The organism is Streptomyces sp. NPDC020731, from assembly GCF_044334705.1.
GTDB lineage: Bacteria > Actinomycetota > Actinomycetes > Streptomycetales > Streptomycetaceae > Streptomyces.
Map to the genome: position 1 here is coordinate 373,801 of NZ_JBIRTN010000001.1, position 16,394 is coordinate 390,194.

Here is a 16,394-nt window from a genome sequence, read left to right on the forward strand (position 1 = left end):
ACAGTCGGTGAGGGTGAATGATCAGACAGCATGGCATGCCGTCCGCCGTGGCGTGAATCACCTGATCCACTGCTGCCGACACCCCTACCTGCCGGTAGATTCAGACCCTCCGAACGATCAACTCTGAAACTTGTTCTAGATTAGCGTCCCGGCGTAATCTCGCGGGACAGTGCAGGGAGAAGGGGGCCCAGAGTGACCGCTGAGGCCAGTCAGGCCGGGCTCTCGCAGGGTCCCGCATCCGACGGCTTGCGACCGCTCCGCATCGCACTCCTCACCTATAAGGGAAACCCGTTCTGCGGTGGGCAGGGCGTCTACGTACGCCACCTCTCCCGCGAACTCGCCCGCCTCGGGCACCGCGTCGAGGTCATCGGCGCCCAGCCCTACCCCGTGCTCGACGTCCTCGACGAGGGCCACGACGGGCCGAGCCTCACCGAACTGCCCAGCCTCGACCTCTACCGCCAGCCGGACCCCTTCCGCACCCCGAAGCGCGACGAGTACCGGGACTGGATCGACGCGTTCGAGGTCGGCACCATGTGGACCGGCGGCTTCCCCGAGCCGCTGACGTTCTCCCTGCGCGCCCGCCGCCACCTGCGGGCCCGGCGCGGCGACTTCGACGTCGTCCACGACAACCAGACCCTCGGCTACGGTCTGCTCGGCGACGTCGGCGCCCCCCTGGTGACCACGATCCACCACCCCATCACCGTCGACCGGCGCCTGGAACTGGACGCGGCCGAGAACTGGCAGCGGCGGTACTCGGTGCGCCGCTGGTACGCCTTCACGCGGATGCAGAAGCGGGTGGCGCGCCGCCTGCCGTCCGTGCTCACCGTCTCCGGCAGCTCCCGCCAGGAGATCGTCGACGATCTCGGCGTACGGCAGGACCGCGTCCACGTCGTCCACATCGGCGCCGACACCGACCTGTTCGCGCCCGATCCGTCGGTGCCGGTCGTACCGGGCCGGATCGTGACCACGTCCAGCGCGGACGTGCCGCTGAAGGGGCTGGTCTTCCTCGTCGAGGCACTGGCGAAGGTGCGCGCCGAGCAGCCCGAGGCGCATCTCGTCGTGGTCGGCAGGCGGCCCGTGGAGGGGCCCGTCGCGCAGGCCGTGGAGCGGTACGGCCTCGAGGGCGCCGTCGAGTTCGTCAAGGGCATCTCGGACGCCGAACTGGTCGACCTGGTGCGGTCGGCGCAGGTCGCGTGCGTGCCGTCGCTGTACGAGGGGTTCTCGCTGCCGGCCGCCGAGGCCATGGCGACGGGCACCCCGCTGGTCGCCACGACCGGTGGGGCGATTCCCGAGGTGGCCGGCCGCGACGGGGAGACGTGTCTCGCCGTACCGCCCGGCGACGCGGGGGCGCTGGCCGCCGCGCTGACCCGGCTGCTCGGGGACCCGGAACTGCGCGCCCGGCTCGGGGCGGCCGGACGGGAGCGGGTGCTGCGGCACTTCACCTGGGCGCGTGCGGCCCAGGGCACGGTGGCCCACTACCGCGAGGCGATGGCCCGCGCGGGCCATCGCACGGACACCGCCCGCGGGGACCGCGACGCCGGGGACGACCGCTCGGCGACCACGCCTTCGCACCGCTCCGGATCCGGGACCGCCGCCCGCGCGGGCGACCGGGACGTCGAGCCCGCCGGTGTCCAGGGTGCCGACCGCGCCGCGGCCCAGCCCGTCGACCGTGCCGCGGCCCAGCCCGTCGACCATCCCGCGTCCGTGACCCCCGGCCGCCCCGACGCCCCGGTCGCCGGGGACGCCGGTCCCGACACCCTCGCGGACACGGCCGCCGCCGTGTCCGCGCACGCAGCCGACACCTCCGACCGCGAAAGCAGGGCCACGTGCTGACCGTCGACTTCTCCCGGTTCCCGCTCGCGCCGGGCGACCGCGTCCTGGACCTCGGCTGCGGGGCCGGCCGGCACGCCTTCGAGTGCTACCGGCGCGGCGCCCAGGTCGTGGCGCTGGACCAGAACGGCGAGGAGATCCGCGAGGTCGCCAAGTGGTTCGCGGCGATGAAGGAGGCCGGGGAGGCACCCGCCGGGGCCACCGCCACCGCCATGGAGGGCGACGCCCTCGCCCTGCCCTTCCCCGACGAGTCCTTCGACGTCGTCATCATCTCCGAGGTGATGGAACACATCCCGGACGACAAGGGCGTCCTCGCGGAGATGGTCCGGGTGCTCAAGCCCGGCGGCCGGATCGCGATCACCGTGCCGCGCTACGGCCCGGAGAAGGTGTGCTGGACGCTGTCCGACGCCTACCACGAGGTCGAGGGCGGCCACATCCGCATCTACAGGGCGGACGAGCTCCTCGCCAAGATCCGCGGGGCCGGCCTCAAGCCGTACGGCACCCACCACGCGCACGCGCTGCACTCGCCGTACTGGTGGCTGAAGTGCGCGTTCGGCGTGGACAACGACAAGGCGCTGCCGGTGCGGGCATACCACAAGCTGCTGGTCTGGGACATCATGAAGAAGCCGCTGGCCACGCGAGTGGCCGAGCAGGCGCTGAACCCGCTGATCGGCAAGAGCTTCGTGGCGTACGCGACCAAGCCGCACCTGCCGCGTGCCGAGGCCGAGGCGGACGCCACGTGACGACCCCCCGGACCCCTCGGACGGAACACCTCGTCCTACCCGGGGTGCTCACGGCCGGTCAGGCCGCCGCGACCGTCGCCGGCATCCTCGCCGTGCAGCGGGAGGACGGGGCGATCCCGTGGTTCCGGGGGCACCACCTCGACCCGTGGGACCACGTCGAGGCCGCGATGGCCCTGGACACGGCGGGCGAGCACGACGCCGCCGAACGGGCCTACCTCTGGCTGGCCCGGCACCAGTTGGCGGACGGCTCCTGGTACGCGGCCTACGCCGACGGCGACCCGCTCGACGTCACCGACCGGGGCCGGGAGACCAACTTCGTCGCCTACATCGCGGTCGGCGTGTGGCACCACTATCTCTCCACCGGCGACGACACGTTCCTGGACCGCATGTGGCCGGTGGTGTGCGCGGCGGTGGAGTTCGTACTGCGGCTGCAGCAGGCCGGCGGGCAGATCGGCTGGCGACGCGACGACGACGGCACGCCCACCGCGGACGCGCTGCTCACCGGCTCCTCCTCCATCCACCACGCGCTGCGCTGCGCGCTCGCCATCGCCGAGCAGCGCGAGGAGCCGCAGCCGGACTGGGAGTTGGCGGCGGGTGCGCTGCGGCACGCGATCCGGCGCCATCCGGAGCGGTTCCTGGACAAGGACCGCTACTCCATGGACTGGTACTACCCGGTGCTCGGTGGCGCGCTCACCGGCGCGGAGGCCAAGGCCCGTGTCGAGGAGGGCTGGGACCGCTTCGTCGTCCCCGGACTCGGGGTGCGCTGCGTGGTGCCCAACCCGTGGGTGACCGGCGGCGAGTCGGCCGAACTCGCCCTGGCGCTCTGGGCGATGGGCGAGTCCGACCGCGCGCTGGAGGTGCTCCAGTCGATCCAGCACCTGCGCGATCCGGAGACCGGCCTGTACTGGACGGGCTACGTTTTCGACGACGACGCGATCTGGCCGCGCGAGCTGACCACCTGGACCGCCGGCTCACTGCTGCTGGCGGTCGCCGCCCTCGGCGGCCACGAGGCCACCTGCGCGACCTTCGGCGGCGACCACCTGCCCAGGGGACTGGCCCCGGACTGCTGCACGCTCACCTGAGCCGGCGACCACGTGGGCCCAGGCCTCGTCGAAGGTGCTGTGTTCACTGGGGGCGCCCCCCCGGACCCCCGGGTCACGTGACCGGTTGGGTGCGGGGTGCGGGGTGCGGGGTCGGGGGTGGTCTCAGTGGCGGCGCAGTCGGCCGGCGATGGCGTGGCCGATGAACAGGTAGACGACGGCGGCGAGTCCGTAGCCGGCGACCACGCGGGCCCAGGCCTCGTCGAACGTGAAGAGGTCACGTGACCAGGTGGCCAGCCAGTTGGCCGTGTCGTGGACGAACTGCACCAGGTCGTTGCCCCGGTTGGCGTCCAGCAGGTACATCAGAATCCACAGTCCGAGGATGACGGCCGTGATGTCCGCGATCACCGCGACGACCGTCCCCGCGGAGTTGGAACCAGTGCGATATCGAGGGGACATGCTTTCCGACTGGCCCCGAAAGCCCGGTTGAAACCCGGAACGTCCGGGGCCGCCGCGGGAGTTCGCCGCGAGTTCAGCGGTGAGTGAGCAGCAGGCGCCACGCCTCGGGGCCGCGCTGCTGGTAGTCCACCGCGAAGACGCCGGGGTGCCGGTCCTCGATCTGCCGCAGCAGCGGAAGCGGGTCGTGCGGTGCCACGAGCACCATGGCCCGCCCGGCCGGTACGGCCCCGAGCGCGCCGAAGACCGTGGCGTGACGCAGCGCGTGCGGCACGTCCCGGACGTCGAGCTCGGGCACGTCGACGTCGTCCGATCCGCCGCAGCCGCACGTGCCGCCGCAGCCACCGCCCGCGGACTCGTCCGTGGCCTCGCCGCCGCCGAGCAGTTCGTGCATGCCGCCCAGCAGGCCGGCCAGTGAGATGTCCGGGGCGCCGGCGAGCAGCGGCAGGACGAGGTCGTTCTCCTTGTCCAGGTGCTCCTCGAACAGGACCTGGAGGGCCCGGCCGTCGGCCGCCGCCCGTACGGCGGAGCCGGCCTCGCGCAGCGCGTCGACCAGGGCGGTGAGCCTGCGGTGCTCGGCGAGCATGCCGTCGACGAGGAGACGGGCCTCGGGCAGGTCACGGGCGGCGGCGTAGAGGGTGCCCTCCTCGGCGACCGCGTGCGGGATCAGGTCCCGGTCGCAGAAGGCGACCAGGCCGGCGCGGACCTCACCGGCCTCGACCGGATCGCGGTCCGCCGCGGCGACCAGCATGGCCACCCGTCCGGCCAGCTCACCGGCCAGCTGGGCGTGATGCGCCTCGACGGCTTCGACGGCCGCCGCGTCCTCGGGGTCCGATGCGAGGGTGAGAGTACTCATCTGGGGGCCGTTCCTTCCAACCGTCGACGACCCGTCCGAACGGTGCGGGCCGATGTCTGCAATATAGTACGGACATGACCGTGGAAAATAACGGACCGCTTCCCGGCAGCGGATCGAACCGTGTGCCGTTGTCCCGGCAACGGCGCGGTGTCCTGCAGTACCTGCGCGGCCAGGCCGCCCCCGTCACCGCCACCGCGCTCGCCCAGGTGTGCGCGCTGCACGTCAACACCGTCCGCGAGCACCTGGACGCCCTGGTGGACGACGGTCTGGCGGTGCGGGAACGGTCCGCTCCCTCCGGGCGCGGCCGGCCCGCCTGGCGCTACCGGGCCCGCTCGCCGCAGGAGTCCCCCGCGCGGGAGTACGCCGGACTCGCCGCCGTACTCGCCGCCCGCATCGCCCGCACCGGCGCCGACCCGCGCGGGGACGCGCTCGCCGCGGGCGAGGAGTGGGGGCGCGTGCTGACCGCCGGGCAGGAGCCGTCGGCGGATCCGCGGGAGGCGCGCGAACGCGTGCTGGACCTCCTCGGGGAGATCGGCTTCGCGCCGGAGGCGGACCCGGAGGCACGCCGGGTGCGGCTGCCGCGCTGCCCCTTCGTCGAGACGGCCCGCGAACACCCCGGCGTCATCTGCGGTGTCCACGAAGGGCTGGCCAGGGCCGCCCTGGCCGCCCTGGGCGAGGCCCCCCAGGAGATCGAACTGCTGCCCTTCGCCGAACCAGGCGCCTGCCGCCTCCATCTGGACACCGGGCCCGCACCGGACACCGGGCCCGCATCGGACACCGGGCCCGCATCGGACACCGGGCCCGCATCGGACACCGGCCCCTCACCGGACACCGGGCCCGAGCGGCACCGGGCCCGGTGAGACCCCGTGACCCCCGCCGCCCCGGCCGCCCGCCGCGCGGGTGCCCGCCGGGCGCCCCTGCTGCTGGCCGCCGGCGTCTGTCTGCTCGCCGGTCTCGACGCCGCCCTCGTCCTGCTCGGACTCCCCGCCCCGGTCACGAGCGACCGCCTGCCCCAGGTCCACGGGGTGCTGCTGGTCCTCGGCTTCGCCGGCACGCTGGTCGCGCTGGAACGCGCGGTCGCCCTGGGCGGCCGGTGGCCCTACCTCGCCCCCGCGGCGCTCGGCGCCGGGGGCCTGCTTCTGCTCACCCCCGTGGACCTGGCCGTCCCGCGGCTGCTGCTGGTCGCCGGGGCCGCCGTACTGACCGCCCTGTACGTGCGGTTCTGGCAGCGGCAGCCGGGCGCCGCCCTGCTCGCCCAGGCGGCGGGCGCCGTGTCGGCGCTCGGCGCGGCACTGCTGTGGCTGGGCGGCCTCGACGTCCCGCGCCTGCTTCCCTGGCTGGTCGCGTTCCTCGTGCTGACCATCGCGGGCGAGCGGCTGGAACTCGCCCGGGTGGCCGTCCTGGCGCCCCGCGCGGAACCGGCCTTCCTGGCGTGCGTCGGCGCCGTCGTCACCGGCGTCGTCACCACCCTGATGTGGCCGGCCACGGGCACGCTCCTGCTCGGCGCGGCCCTGCTCGCGCTGGTCGCCTGGCTCGTCGTGCACGACGTCGCCCGCCGGCTGCTGCGCGCCACGGGACTGCCCCGCTTCTCCGCCGCGTGCCTGCTCGCCGGGTACGCGTGGCTGGGCCTCTCCGGCGCCCTGTGGCTGCTGGGCGGCCCGGTCGCCGAGGGGAGCCGCTACGACGCCGTGGTGCACGCCGTGTTCCTCGGCTTCGTGATGTCGATGATCATGGCGCACGCCCCGGTGATCCTGCCCGCCGTGCTGCGCCGCCCCCTGCCCTACCACCCCGGGCTCGCGGTGGCGGCCTGGCTGCTGCACGGCTCCCTCGCCCTGCGCGTGGTGGCCGGCGACCTGCGGGAGATCCGCGGGGCGTGGCAGCTCGGCGGGGCGCTCAACATCGTCGCGGTCCTGTTGTTCGTCCTGACGGCGGCGACCGCGTCGGTGACCGCCACCCGGCGCGCCGCCTCCCCCTCCACCACGTCCGCCCCCGCCCCTGTCTCCGCCGACCCGAGGAACGACCGGTGACCACGCAGCTGTCCTCCCCCGCGGCGAACGGCCCTGCTCCGAAGCCGCCCGGACGATCACCGCGCGCCCTGTGGCATCTCGGCGTGAACGCCGTCGTGGTGGTCTGGCTCGCGCTGTTCGCCGCGACCGGGAGCGCCCACCACTTCCTGCCGCACGCCTCCTGGCTGCTGGTCCACACCCTGCTGCTCGGGGCGGTCTCCAACGCCGTCGTCATCTGGTCGGGGCACTTCGCCGCGTCCGTGCTCCGGCTGCCGGAGGCGAACCGGGGCGCCCCCGCGGCCCTGCGGCTGGTCTGCCTGAACGCCGGAGCCGTCGCCGTGATCGGCGGCATGGCCACCGGGCGGTGGCCCGTCGTGCTCGTCGGCGGATGCCTGGTCGCGGCGGCGGTGACCGCCCACGCCGTATGGCTGGTACGGCTGCTGCGACGGGCCCTGCCCGGCCGGTTCTCCATGACCGTGCGCTACTACACAACCGCCGCCGCCCTGCTGCCCGTGGGTGCCGCGCTGGGTGTCGTCATGGCCCGCGGCGATCTCGGCGGCGACCTTCCGGAACGGCTGCTGCTCGCACACGAGATGATCAATCTGCTCGGCTGGGTCGGCCTCACCGTGGCCGGAACGCTGATCACCCTGTGGCCGACGATGCTGCGCACCCGGGTGGCGGACGGCGCGGAACGGGCCGGGCGCACCGCCCTGCCCGTGCTGCTCGTCGGACTCGGCGCGGCCGTCGCCGCGGCGCTGCTCGGCCCCCCGCCGCTGGCCGCTCCCGGTGTCGTCGTCCACGCCGCCGGGCTGGTGAGGGCGGGCGTCCCGTGGGTGCGCGAGGCCCGCGCCAAGGCTCCGCGTTCCTTCGCCGCCTGGTCGGTCGCCGCGGGCAGCCTCTGGCTCGCCGGGTCCCTGCTGGGACTGGCCGGCATCCTCGTCTCCACGACGTCCTGGATCACGGTGGCGGAGCGCACGTCGATGCTCACCGCGCCGCTGGCCGCCGGCTGGATCGCCCAGGTGCTGCTCGGCGCCCTCGGTTTCCTCGTCCCCGTGGTCCTGGGCGGCGGCCCCACGGCCGTGCGCGCCGCCACCGCCGGACTCGAACGGGCCTGGCCCGCCCGGCTGACCATCACCAACGCCGCGCTGCTGCTCTGCGTCCTCCCGGTGCCGTCCGTGGTCCGGGTGGTCTGCTCGGTGCTGCTGCTGGTGATGCTGCTGTACTTCCTCGTCCTGCTGGTGCTCACGGTCGTACGGGGCATACGGGACCGGCGGAAGGGGACGGCCGAGCCGGCGCCCCCGGAGGTTTCGGCGCCCCCGCACCGTGTGCTCGGGGGCGTGGCCCTCGGGCTCGCCGTAGTGATGCTGGCGGTCGCGGGCGGCAGTGCGGCGGACGTGCGGTCGCTGCCGATCCTGGAACGGTCCGCCGCCACGAGCGCGGACGGCGGGGAGGTGACACCGACCGGCCGCACGACCACGGCCGACGTGACGGTACGGAACATGCGCTTCTCCCCGGCCTCCGTCGACGTGCCCGCGGGCGACCGCCTGGTGATCGAGCTGCACAACACCGGTACCGACACCCACGACCTGGTGCTGGAGACCGGTGCCCGCACCGACCGGATCGCCCCGGGGAAGCGGGCCACGCTGGACGCGGGCGTCATCGGCCGGGACCTCGACGGCTGGTGCTCGGTGGTCGGGCACCGGCAGATGGGCATGGTCTTCGGGGTACGGGTCACCGGTGACGGCGGCGGTACCGCGTCGGAAGGGAGCGGAGAGAGCGAGGAGAGCGGGGAGAGCGGAGAGACCGCGCACGACCACGACGGGACGGCGTCCGAGGGCACGGGCGGATCCGCCGCGGACGCCTTCGACCCGATGGCCGAACCGGCCCACGGCTTCACCGCCCGCGAAGCCCAACTGCCGCCCTCCGCCGAAGGATCCGGCCCCCGGCTGCACAAGCGGACCCTCACCGTGAAGGAGGCGGAGGCCGAAGTCGCCCCCGGCGTACGGCAGACGCTGTGGACCTTCGACGGAACTGCCCCCGGACCCGTCCTGCGCGGCCGGGTCGGTGACACCTTCGAGATCACCCTCGTCAACGACGGGACCATCGGTCACTCCGTCGACTTCCACGCCGGGGCACTGGCACCGGACGAGCCGATGCGCACGATCCAGCCCGGCGAGTCACTGACGTACCGCTTCAAGGCCACCCGCAGCGGGGTGTGGATGTACCACTGCTCGACCATGCCGATGTCCCTGCACATCGCCAACGGCATGTTCGGCGCCGTCGTCATCGACCCGCCCGGGCTGCCGAGCGCGGACCGCGAATACCTGCTGGTCCAGTCGGAGTTCTACCTCGGCGCGCAGAACGGCACCGCCGACGCCGGCAAGGTGAACGCCAAGGAGCCCGACATGGTCGCCTTCAACGGGTACGCCAACCAGTACGACCACGACCCGCTGACGGCGGGGACCGGTGAGCGCGTACGGATCTGGGTGCTGACGGCGGGGCCGAACGTGCCCAGTGCCTTCCACGTCGTGGGCGGCCAGTTCGACACGGTGTTCCGTGAGGGCGCGTACGACCTGCGGCCGGGCGGTGCGGAACGCGGCGGTGCGCAGGTCCTCGACCTCGCCCCCGCGTCGGGCGGATTCGTCGAGCTGACCCTGCCCGAGGCCGGCGACTACCCGTTCGTCACACACGTCATGAGCGACGCGGAACGGGGCGCGCACGGCGTCCTTCGTGTGCGATGACCGGGCCGAACGACCCTGACCGGTGCCCCGACGGACCCATGGGCCCGTCGGGGCACCGGTCCTGGGCTGGCGCGGAGCGCACCGCGCGATCCCCGCCGTTGTGAGTGAGGCCCCCTGTGAACCGCCGCCGTGATCTGCCGCTCGTCCACTCCTGCTCGGGTTGTTCGAGCGCGGCCCAGATGACCAACTGGATCGCGGTCCAGCTCGACCGGCGCGGCATCGCCGAGATGTCGTGCATCGCGGGCGTCGGCGGGGACGTGCCGAGCCTGGTCCGCAAGGCGCGCGGTGACCGGCCGGTCATAGCCGTCGACGGATGCGTGCTGCAGTGCGCCCGCAGCTGCCTCACCCGGCAGGGTGTGACGCCGGCCGTGCACCATCTCCTCAGCGACGACGGTGTGCGCCAGCGGCGGGGGGAGGACTTCGACCCGGAGCAGGCGGAGCAGGTGCTCGACGGGCTGATCGAACGGATCAAGGAGGAGATCCGGGGCGTACCGGAGCCGGCCGGGGCGGCCGGGGCGGCCGGGGCGGTCGAGGCGGCCGGGGCGGTCGAGGCGGCCGATCCGGACGCGGAGTCCGCCGGCCGTTGACCCGGGCCGGGGCTCGGGCCGCGCCCGGCCGTCGTCCAGCGGAACGGCAACGGCCCCCCGCCCGGAAGGGCGGGGGGCCGTGACGAGGAAGGGCTGGGGCCAGTCAGCCGCGCTGGATGCCCGAGGTGTCCTGGAGGACGCCGCGGCGGCCGTCCTGGGTCTGGGCGACGAGGACCGGACCGCGCTGCTCGACCGCCAGGTACCAGGTACCGGGGGCCAGTTCGGCGATCGGCGTGGGCGAGCCGTCCTCCGGGAACAGCGGACGGGGCACCGGCACGGCGAACCAGAACGGCGAGAAGTCCCCGGCGGGCGCCGGAGCGGGCTGGCCCGGCTGGGGCTGACCCGGCTGCGGCTGGCCCGGGAAGGGCTGCTGCGGCTGACCGGGCTGACCCGGCTGCGGCTGGCCACCGAACGAGGCCGGCTGCGCACCCGGGTAGCCGTAACCACCGGGCGGCTGTGCGCCGTACGGCTGCGGCGCGGCGGGACGGGCGGCCGGGAGGAGCGCGCCCTTGAGGGCGGGCACCAGGGGGGTGGCGACGGCGGCGGCGGCCATGACGAGCGTGGCGACGAGGGCCAGGATCAGGCCCGTGCCGGCGCCGATGTCGTCGGAGAAGCCCCCTTCACCGTCGAAACCACCGGTCGGGTCGAAGATGTTGCCGAGCGCGCACCAGGCGGCGAACACCGTGAAGGCGACGCCGAACTGGCCGAGGTCGAGGCCGGCGATCTTGCGCGGCTGCGGCAGCCCCCGGGCCACGACGACGAGCGCGGCGCCGATGATCCCCGCCAGCACGATTCCGAGCACCACCGGCCCGCTGTCCCAGAGGGTGGGGATGTCCGCGCTGTCCGGGGCACCATCGATCGAGTAGAGGTCGAGGAACGACGCGATGAACAGCAACACCGCTGCTCCGATCACCACGCCGTCGCCTCGAGTGAGGGAGCGGATATTCACTTCAGGTCCTTCGTAGGTCGTCTCGTCGTCGGAAGAGGCGTCGCTGTCACCATGTCGCCCGAAGGCCCCGGTGTGAAGCGCGAGGGTGGCCCCTCATCGTACGGACGACACTATCGTCCGTACGATCAGGCTGTCCGCCCGGATCAGCGCGCTGATCCCTACCCGCGCAGGAAACTCACGATTCCCTCGGAAATCCCTTGCGCCGCTTTCTGCCGCCAGGCACCGCTGGTCAGCAGTGCCGCGTCCTTGCTATCGCGCATGTTGCCGCACTCGATGAACACCTTGGGAACCGTTGACAGATTGAGACCGCCCAGGTCCTTACGCGTGACGAGACCGGTACCGCCGCCGACGTAGTTGGAGGGCGCGCTGCCGGTGACGCGGACGAAGTTGCCCGCGATGCGCGTACCGAGGTCGCCGGACGGCTCGACGATGGCACGGGTGTCGGCGGCGCCGGAGTCGACGGCACCGGGGAGGATCACGTGGAAGCCGCGGTTGCCGGTGCCCGAGCCGTCCGCGTGGATCGAGACGACGGCGTCGGCCTTCGCCTTGTTGCCGATCCGGGCCCGCTCGTCCACGCACGGGCCGAACGGCCGGTCGGCGTCCTGCGTCAACTTCACGGTGGCGCCCTGCTTCTCGAGGAGCGTGCGCATCCGGTGGGCGACGTCGAGGGTGAAGTCGGCCTCGGCGTAACCGTCGTTGGTGGACGTGCCGGTGGTGTCGCACTCCTTGTGGTTCGTCCCGATGTCCACCTGGCGGTTGATCTCGGCGGTGTGCTCGAAGTTGCCCGGGTTGTGCCCGGGGTCGATGACGACGACCTTGCCCTTGAGGGGGCCGCTCGCGGCAGCGGAGGCGCCGGGCTTCTCGTCCTCCGAACTCGCGGACGGCGCCGGCGACGACGTACGGGACGAGGCGGAAGCGGAAGAGGAAGAGGAAGAGGAAGGGGAGGCGGAGGCGGCGGCGCTCCCCGATCCCTCGTCGCCCCCGGACCCGCCCACCGCGGCGTACACCGCCCACCCGAGCAACGCGCCCGGCACCAGCGCGGCGAGTGCCACGGTCAGGGGCCCGCGCCGGGGCCTTCGGGGCTGGGGCGGATCGAAACCGGGACCTGTGTACGACACGCAGCCACCCTAGCGGTGTCGGGCACCCGTGCCGGTACGGCGCAGTACGCGCAGGGATCCGGTGGCCGAGACCTCGGTGAACGCGCCGGACGCGAGGGCCCGGAGAAGGACGCGGTACGGCGCCTGGCCGGTGAACTCGTCCACCGGGTCGGGGAAGACGTCGTGGATGACGAGCAGGCCGCCCTCGGCGACGTGCGGGGCCCAGCCCTCGTAGTCGGCGGTGGCGTGTTCGTCGGTGTGGCCGCCGTCGATGAAGACGAGGGCGAGAGGGGAGGCCCACAGGGCGGCGATCCGGGGGGAGCGGCCGACCAGGGCCACCACGTGGTCCTCCAGGCCCGCGCTGTGCAGGGTGCGGCGGAAGGTGGGGAGGGTGTCCATCAGGCCCAGTTCGGGGTCGACCGTCTCCGGGTCGTGGTAGTCCCAGCCGGGCTGCTGCTCCTCGCTGCCGCGGTGGTGGTCCACGGTGAGCGCGGTGACACCGGCCGCGCGGGCCGCGTCGGCGAGCAGGATCGTGGAGCGGCCGCAGTAGGTGCCGATCTCCAGGAGCGGCAGCCCGAGACGGCCGGCCTCGGCCGCCGCCGCGTACAGGGCCAGGCCCTCGTCCACGGGCATGAAGCCCTTCGCCGCTTCGAACGCGGCCAGGATCCCGGGCCCGGGTGTCATCGGCATGGGGCTTGTCCCTCCCGAGGTCGTACGTGTGTGCACGGGCCCATGCTGCCGTACCCCCTGCCGGACCGGCCGACAGGGGGTACCGCCGGGTAACAGGGGTCAGGCGGAGACCGTCTCGCCCGGCAGGGACAGGTCCAGGTCGACCGGACGCCCGTCGCCCCCGTGGAGGGCCGGGGAGGTGAGCGGGGCGTGGCCGGTGGCGCGGGCGGCCAGGACGTACGCACCACCGGCGGGGACGGTGAGGGCGTACCTGCCGTCGTCGGCGGAGACGGTGGCACCGGCCTGGCGGCCGTGCCGGTCGATCAGGGTGACCTCGGCGCGGGCCACGGGGACACCCCTCGCGTCCAGGACCCGGCCGCGGAAGCCGCGCAGCGCCGCCTGAGCGCGCTCCAGGTTCGCGTCCTCCTCGCTGCTCGCCCGCAGCCGCGGGTGCGCCGACGGGCGTCCGGTGGGCAGGAACAGGGCCAGGACCAGACCCACGACCACCGCCGCCGTCGCGATCAGGAAGGAGATCCGGAAGCCGTACGGGGTCGGGATCTCCACCCCGCCCACGGTGTCCGCCGTGCCGGCCAGCACCATGCCGATGACGGCGCTCGACACCGACGTGCCGATGGACCGCATCAGGGTGTTGAGGCCGTTCGCCGCGCCCGTCTCCGAGGCCGGCACCGCGTCGGTGATCAGCGCGGGCAGGGAGGAGTAGGCGAGGCCGATGCCCGCGCCGATGACCACCGAGGTGACGACGGTCTGCCAGGCGGCGTCCATCAGACCGAGTCCGCCGCCGTAGCCGGCCGCGATGATCAGCAGGCCGAGGATGAGGGTGGTCTTCGGGCCGTACCGGGCGGACAGCCGGGCGTAGACGGGCGCCGTGAACATCATCGTCAGGCCCAGCGGGGCCACGCACAGGCCCGCGACGACCATCGACTGGCCCAGCCCGTGGCCGGCGGGCAGTTGGAGCAGCTGGGGCAGGACCAGGGAGACGACGAAGAAGGAGACACCGACCATGATCGACGCGAGGTTGGTGAGCAGGACCTCGCGGCGGGCGGTGGTGCGCAGGTCCACCAGGGGTGCGGGGACGCGCAGCTCCATGAAGCCCCAGAGGAGGAGGACCACGGCCGCCGCGGCGAACAGGGTCAGCGTGGTGCCGGAGGTCCAGCCCCAGGCGCTGCCCTTGGAGACGGGGAGCAGGAACAGCACCAGCCCGGCGGACAGGCCCAGCGCGCCCGGCAGGTCGAAGGTGCCCTTCGCGCGCATCGGGGATTCCGGCACGACGGTCAGGGTGAGCGCGATCGCGAGGACGCCGAGACCGGCGGCGCCGAAGTAGAGGGCGTGCCAGTCGGCGTGCTGGGCGACCAGCGCGGCGGCGGGCAGCGCGAGACCGCCGCCGACGCCTATGGAGGAGCTCATCAGGGCCATCGCCGAGCCCAGCCGCTCGCGGGGCAGCATGTCGCGCATCAGGCCGATCCCGAGCGGGATGGCGCCCATCGCGACGCCCTGGAGCGTACGGCCGGTGATCATCAGCAGCAGGTCGTCGGTGAACGCGCTGACCAGCGCGCCGACCACCATCACCGCGAGGCTGGTGACCAGCATGCGCCGCTTGCCGTAGAGGTCGCCGAGGCGGCCCATGATCGGGGTGGCCACGGCACCGGACAGCAGGGTCGAGGTCAGGACCCAGGTCGCGTCGGTGGGGGTGGTGTCCAGCAGTTGCGGCAGATCCTTGATGACCGGGACCAGCAGGGTCTGCATCACCGCGACAACGATGCCCGCGAAGGCGAGCACCGGGACCACTGCCCCGCCCGCTCTGCCGGAAGGACGGTCGGTCGTCGTCTGCGTCATGAAGGGTGCCTCCGGGGGCGGCCGTGTACAGGGATACGTGCAGACCGAACCCCGTACACCGAGGCAACTATTCCGATGCTTCGAGCCGCTAACGAATTCTTGACCGTTCCTTTGTGCCGACCGGTACCGATGCGCCTGATTGAAGCGGCAACCAAGAAATTGCCGAGATTTCCGGCATTCGGGTCTGCTGTCGGAGGAAAGGGGCACTACGGACGGTGCGAAAGCGACTGCTGGGACCACTGAGATGAGGGAGACAGCAATGCGCAAGTTCGTAGGCACCGTCGTCATCGGCGTTCTTCTCGCCGTCGCCCCGGCCGGTGCGGCGTTCAGCCAGACCGCCGAGCAGACGGCCCGGCCGGCCACCGCCACGGTCGTACAGGCGCAGGACGACAACGACGACGACGGCGGCGGCAACGGCGGACTGTGGGGCCTGCTCGGCCTGCTGGGACTGGCCGGGCTGATCCCTCGTAAGACCAAGCACGAGCACCCCCGGGACACCAGCGGAAGCCACCGCATGTGACCGCCGGCCCCCGGCCTACCGGGGGCGGCGCGCTCGTGTCCAGGTCCGGGGACCGGGTCCGGCGTAGGGCGAAAAGCCGATGCCGGGGAGAACCGGGCCGGGCCCCTGCCGTCATTGCTGACGGCAGGGGCCCGGCCCGGTCGCGGATAGGCGCCTGACGTGATGTCAGGCAGCCGACCCGGTGTACTCGTTCATCCGCTCCGGCCTGCGGTGCCGGCCGCGCGGGGACGCTTCCGCGTCCTGCGTGGAGACCGGACCCCGGTGCTTGCCGTGCCCGGCAGCGGCCTGTCCGTCCTCGGCGGACTGCGGCTTGTTCGTGCTGACGTCATTCATCGGAAGGAACTCACCCCGTAAACATGATCTTTCCTACAGCCGGGCGAGTTTAACCGGCACACCACCACCCGGATCCAGGCGGCCACGCCGACCGCCGCTACTTCGTTACAAGCCGCCCCAAAGGCGCCTGCTGCAAGGGAACGGGACGGGGCGCGGCGGGGTTGTCGGGGTCGCCGTGCGCAGGAAGTCCGGCGTGGAAAGGGCTCCGGTCGTCGGTCATGTGCTCGCCGCAGGGCTGCAGTCGACCATCGACCAGGTGCGCGGTGCACAGCGGGAACCGGCCCTCGGCGACATGCATGACGTACGACGCCAGCCGACCGCCGACGCGCATGGCGTAGGGCGGGAGGGAGCCGTCGGACATGGGGCTGACAGGGGAGGCGAGTCGGTCTTCGGCTGTGAGTGCGATGGCGGAGGGGGTGTGGTCTTCGGTCGTGGGTGCGGTGGTGGCGAGTCGGCCGGTGGTCATGAGCGCGGCGGCGGAGGGGCTGTGGTCTTCGGCCATGGGTCCGGCGGGGAACGCGAGTCGGCCTTCGGCCGTGAGTGTGGCGGTGGAGGGGTTGTGGTCTTCGTTCACGGGTCCGGTGGGGGAGGCGAGTCGGTCTTCGGCTGTGAGTGCGGTGGCGGAGGGGGTGTGGTCTTCGGTCGTGGGTGCGGTGGTGGCGAGTCGGCCGGTGGTCATGAGCGCGGCGGCGGAGGGGCTGTGGTCTTCGGCC

General features: G+C 73.2%; 15 protein-coding genes and 1 pseudogene. 8 read left to right on the forward strand and 8 right to left on the reverse strand.

Annotation, left to right across the window (positions count from 1 at the left end):
- Window positions 1–192 precede the first annotated feature (192 nt).
- The 3 genes from ACH4VX_RS01710 to ACH4VX_RS01720 are packed head-to-tail and all read left to right on the forward strand — an operon-like array spanning window position 193 to window position 3,655.
- Window positions 193–1,833, forward strand: coding sequence for a glycosyltransferase family 4 protein (locus ACH4VX_RS01710; protein ID WP_398365038.1), 1,641 nt, complete (start codon window positions 193–195; stop codon window positions 1,831–1,833).
- On the forward strand, window positions 1,827–2,573 hold the full coding sequence (locus tag ACH4VX_RS01715) for a class I SAM-dependent methyltransferase (RefSeq protein ID WP_398365040.1): 747 nt from the start codon (window positions 1,827–1,829) through the stop codon (window positions 2,571–2,573). Before ACH4VX_RS01710 ends, ACH4VX_RS01715 begins: the two co-directional genes overlap by 7 nt.
- Window positions 2,570–3,655, forward strand: coding sequence for a prenyltransferase (locus ACH4VX_RS01720; RefSeq protein WP_398365042.1), 1,086 nt, complete (start codon window positions 2,570–2,572; stop codon window positions 3,653–3,655). The genes ACH4VX_RS01715 and ACH4VX_RS01720 overlap by 4 nt, the downstream gene beginning before the upstream one ends.
- A 123-nt stretch (window positions 3,656–3,778) precedes the next feature.
- Here ACH4VX_RS01720 and ACH4VX_RS01725 read toward each other — a convergent pair whose 3' ends face one another.
- Window positions 3,779–4,072, reverse strand: coding sequence for a hypothetical protein (locus tag ACH4VX_RS01725; RefSeq protein WP_398365044.1), 294 nt, complete (start codon window positions 4,070–4,072; stop codon window positions 3,779–3,781).
- Between the two features lie 73 nt (window positions 4,073–4,145).
- Window positions 4,146–4,925, reverse strand: a complete 780-nt coding sequence (locus ACH4VX_RS01730; protein ID WP_398365046.1) for a DUF2249 domain-containing protein — start codon at window positions 4,923–4,925, stop codon at window positions 4,146–4,148.
- A 74-nt stretch (window positions 4,926–4,999) separates the two neighbouring features.
- Between ACH4VX_RS01730 and ACH4VX_RS01735 the strand changes: the two genes are divergently transcribed.
- The 4 genes from ACH4VX_RS01735 to ACH4VX_RS01750 all read left to right on the forward strand — a co-directional run bounded on the left by ACH4VX_RS01735 (window position 5,000) and on the right by ACH4VX_RS01750 (window position 10,259).
- Entirely contained in the window at window positions 5,000–5,785 is a 786-nt protein-coding gene (locus ACH4VX_RS01735) for a helix-turn-helix transcriptional regulator (RefSeq protein WP_398365047.1), read from the forward strand.
- Between the two features lie 6 nt (window positions 5,786–5,791).
- Window positions 5,792–6,952: a hypothetical protein gene (locus tag ACH4VX_RS01740; RefSeq protein WP_398365048.1), complete on the forward strand. Its 1,161-nt coding sequence runs from the start codon at window positions 5,792–5,794 to the stop codon at window positions 6,950–6,952.
- Window positions 6,949–9,672, forward strand: a complete 2,724-nt coding sequence (locus ACH4VX_RS01745) for a multicopper oxidase domain-containing protein (RefSeq protein ID WP_398365050.1) — start codon at window positions 6,949–6,951, stop codon at window positions 9,670–9,672. Before ACH4VX_RS01740 ends, ACH4VX_RS01745 begins: the two co-directional genes overlap by 4 nt.
- Window positions 9,673–9,788: 116 nt before the next feature.
- A complete protein-coding gene (locus ACH4VX_RS01750; protein ID WP_398365052.1) occupies window positions 9,789–10,259 on the forward strand; it encodes a putative zinc-binding protein in 471 nt (156 codons plus the stop codon).
- Window positions 10,260–10,362: 103 nt separating this feature from the next.
- On the opposite strand, the gene ACH4VX_RS01755 is transcribed toward ACH4VX_RS01750, so the two are convergent.
- The 4 genes from ACH4VX_RS01755 to ACH4VX_RS01770 all read right to left on the reverse strand — a co-directional run bounded on the left by ACH4VX_RS01755 (window position 10,363) and on the right by ACH4VX_RS01770 (window position 14,828).
- Window positions 10,363–11,208, reverse strand: a complete 846-nt coding sequence (locus ACH4VX_RS01755) for a hypothetical protein (RefSeq protein WP_398365054.1) — start codon at window positions 11,206–11,208, stop codon at window positions 10,363–10,365.
- Window positions 11,209–11,366: 158 nt separating this feature from the next.
- On the reverse strand, window positions 11,367–12,326 hold the full coding sequence (locus tag ACH4VX_RS01760; RefSeq protein WP_398365056.1) for an N-acetylmuramoyl-L-alanine amidase: 960 nt from the start codon (window positions 12,324–12,326) through the stop codon (window positions 11,367–11,369).
- A 9-nt stretch (window positions 12,327–12,335) separates the two neighbouring features.
- Complete coding sequence (locus ACH4VX_RS01765; RefSeq protein WP_398365058.1) at window positions 12,336–12,995, reverse strand: class I SAM-dependent methyltransferase; 660 nt, start codon at window positions 12,993–12,995, stop codon at window positions 12,336–12,338.
- A gap of 99 nt (window positions 12,996–13,094) precedes the next feature.
- On the reverse strand, window positions 13,095–14,828 hold the full coding sequence (locus tag ACH4VX_RS01770; RefSeq protein ID WP_398365060.1) for an MFS transporter: 1,734 nt from the start codon (window positions 14,826–14,828) through the stop codon (window positions 13,095–13,097).
- A gap of 259 nt (window positions 14,829–15,087) precedes the next feature.
- Here ACH4VX_RS01770 and ACH4VX_RS01775 point away from each other — a divergent pair, with 259 nt between their 5' ends.
- The gene (locus ACH4VX_RS01775; RefSeq protein ID WP_398365062.1) at window positions 15,088–15,348 is read left to right on the forward strand and encodes a WGxxGxxG family protein; all 261 of its coding nucleotides are present in this window, start codon (window positions 15,088–15,090) and stop codon (window positions 15,346–15,348) included.
- Window positions 15,349–15,513: 165 nt separating this feature from the next.
- On the opposite strand, the gene ACH4VX_RS01780 is transcribed toward ACH4VX_RS01775, so the two are convergent.
- Window positions 15,514–15,681: a hypothetical protein gene (locus tag ACH4VX_RS01780; RefSeq protein ID WP_398365064.1), complete on the reverse strand. Its 168-nt coding sequence runs from the start codon at window positions 15,679–15,681 to the stop codon at window positions 15,514–15,516.
- Window positions 15,682–15,778: 97 nt separating this feature from the next.
- A pseudogene (locus ACH4VX_RS01785) lies at window positions 15,779–16,394 on the reverse strand (hypothetical protein); the annotation flags it as partial.

Coding starts and splice junctions, on each gene's coding strand:
- ACH4VX_RS01775 (WP_398365062.1), top strand. CDS start 15,088: ATGCGCAAGTTCGTAGGCACCGTCGTCATCGGCGTTCTTCTCGCCGTC.
- ACH4VX_RS01765 (WP_398365058.1), bottom strand. CDS start 12,995: ATGCCGATGACACCCGGGCCCGGGATCCTGGCCGCGTTCGAAGCGGCG.
- ACH4VX_RS01725 (WP_398365044.1), bottom strand. CDS start 4,072: ATGTCCCCTCGATATCGCACTGGTTCCAACTCCGCGGGGACGGTCGTC.
- ACH4VX_RS01735 (WP_398365047.1), top strand. CDS start 5,000: ATGACCGTGGAAAATAACGGACCGCTTCCCGGCAGCGGATCGAACCGT.
- ACH4VX_RS01780 (WP_398365064.1), bottom strand. CDS start 15,681: ATGAATGACGTCAGCACGAACAAGCCGCAGTCCGCCGAGGACGGACAG.
- ACH4VX_RS01730 (WP_398365046.1), bottom strand. CDS start 4,925: ATGAGTACTCTCACCCTCGCATCGGACCCCGAGGACGCGGCGGCCGTC.
- ACH4VX_RS01770 (WP_398365060.1), bottom strand. CDS start 14,828: ATGACGCAGACGACGACCGACCGTCCTTCCGGCAGAGCGGGCGGGGCA.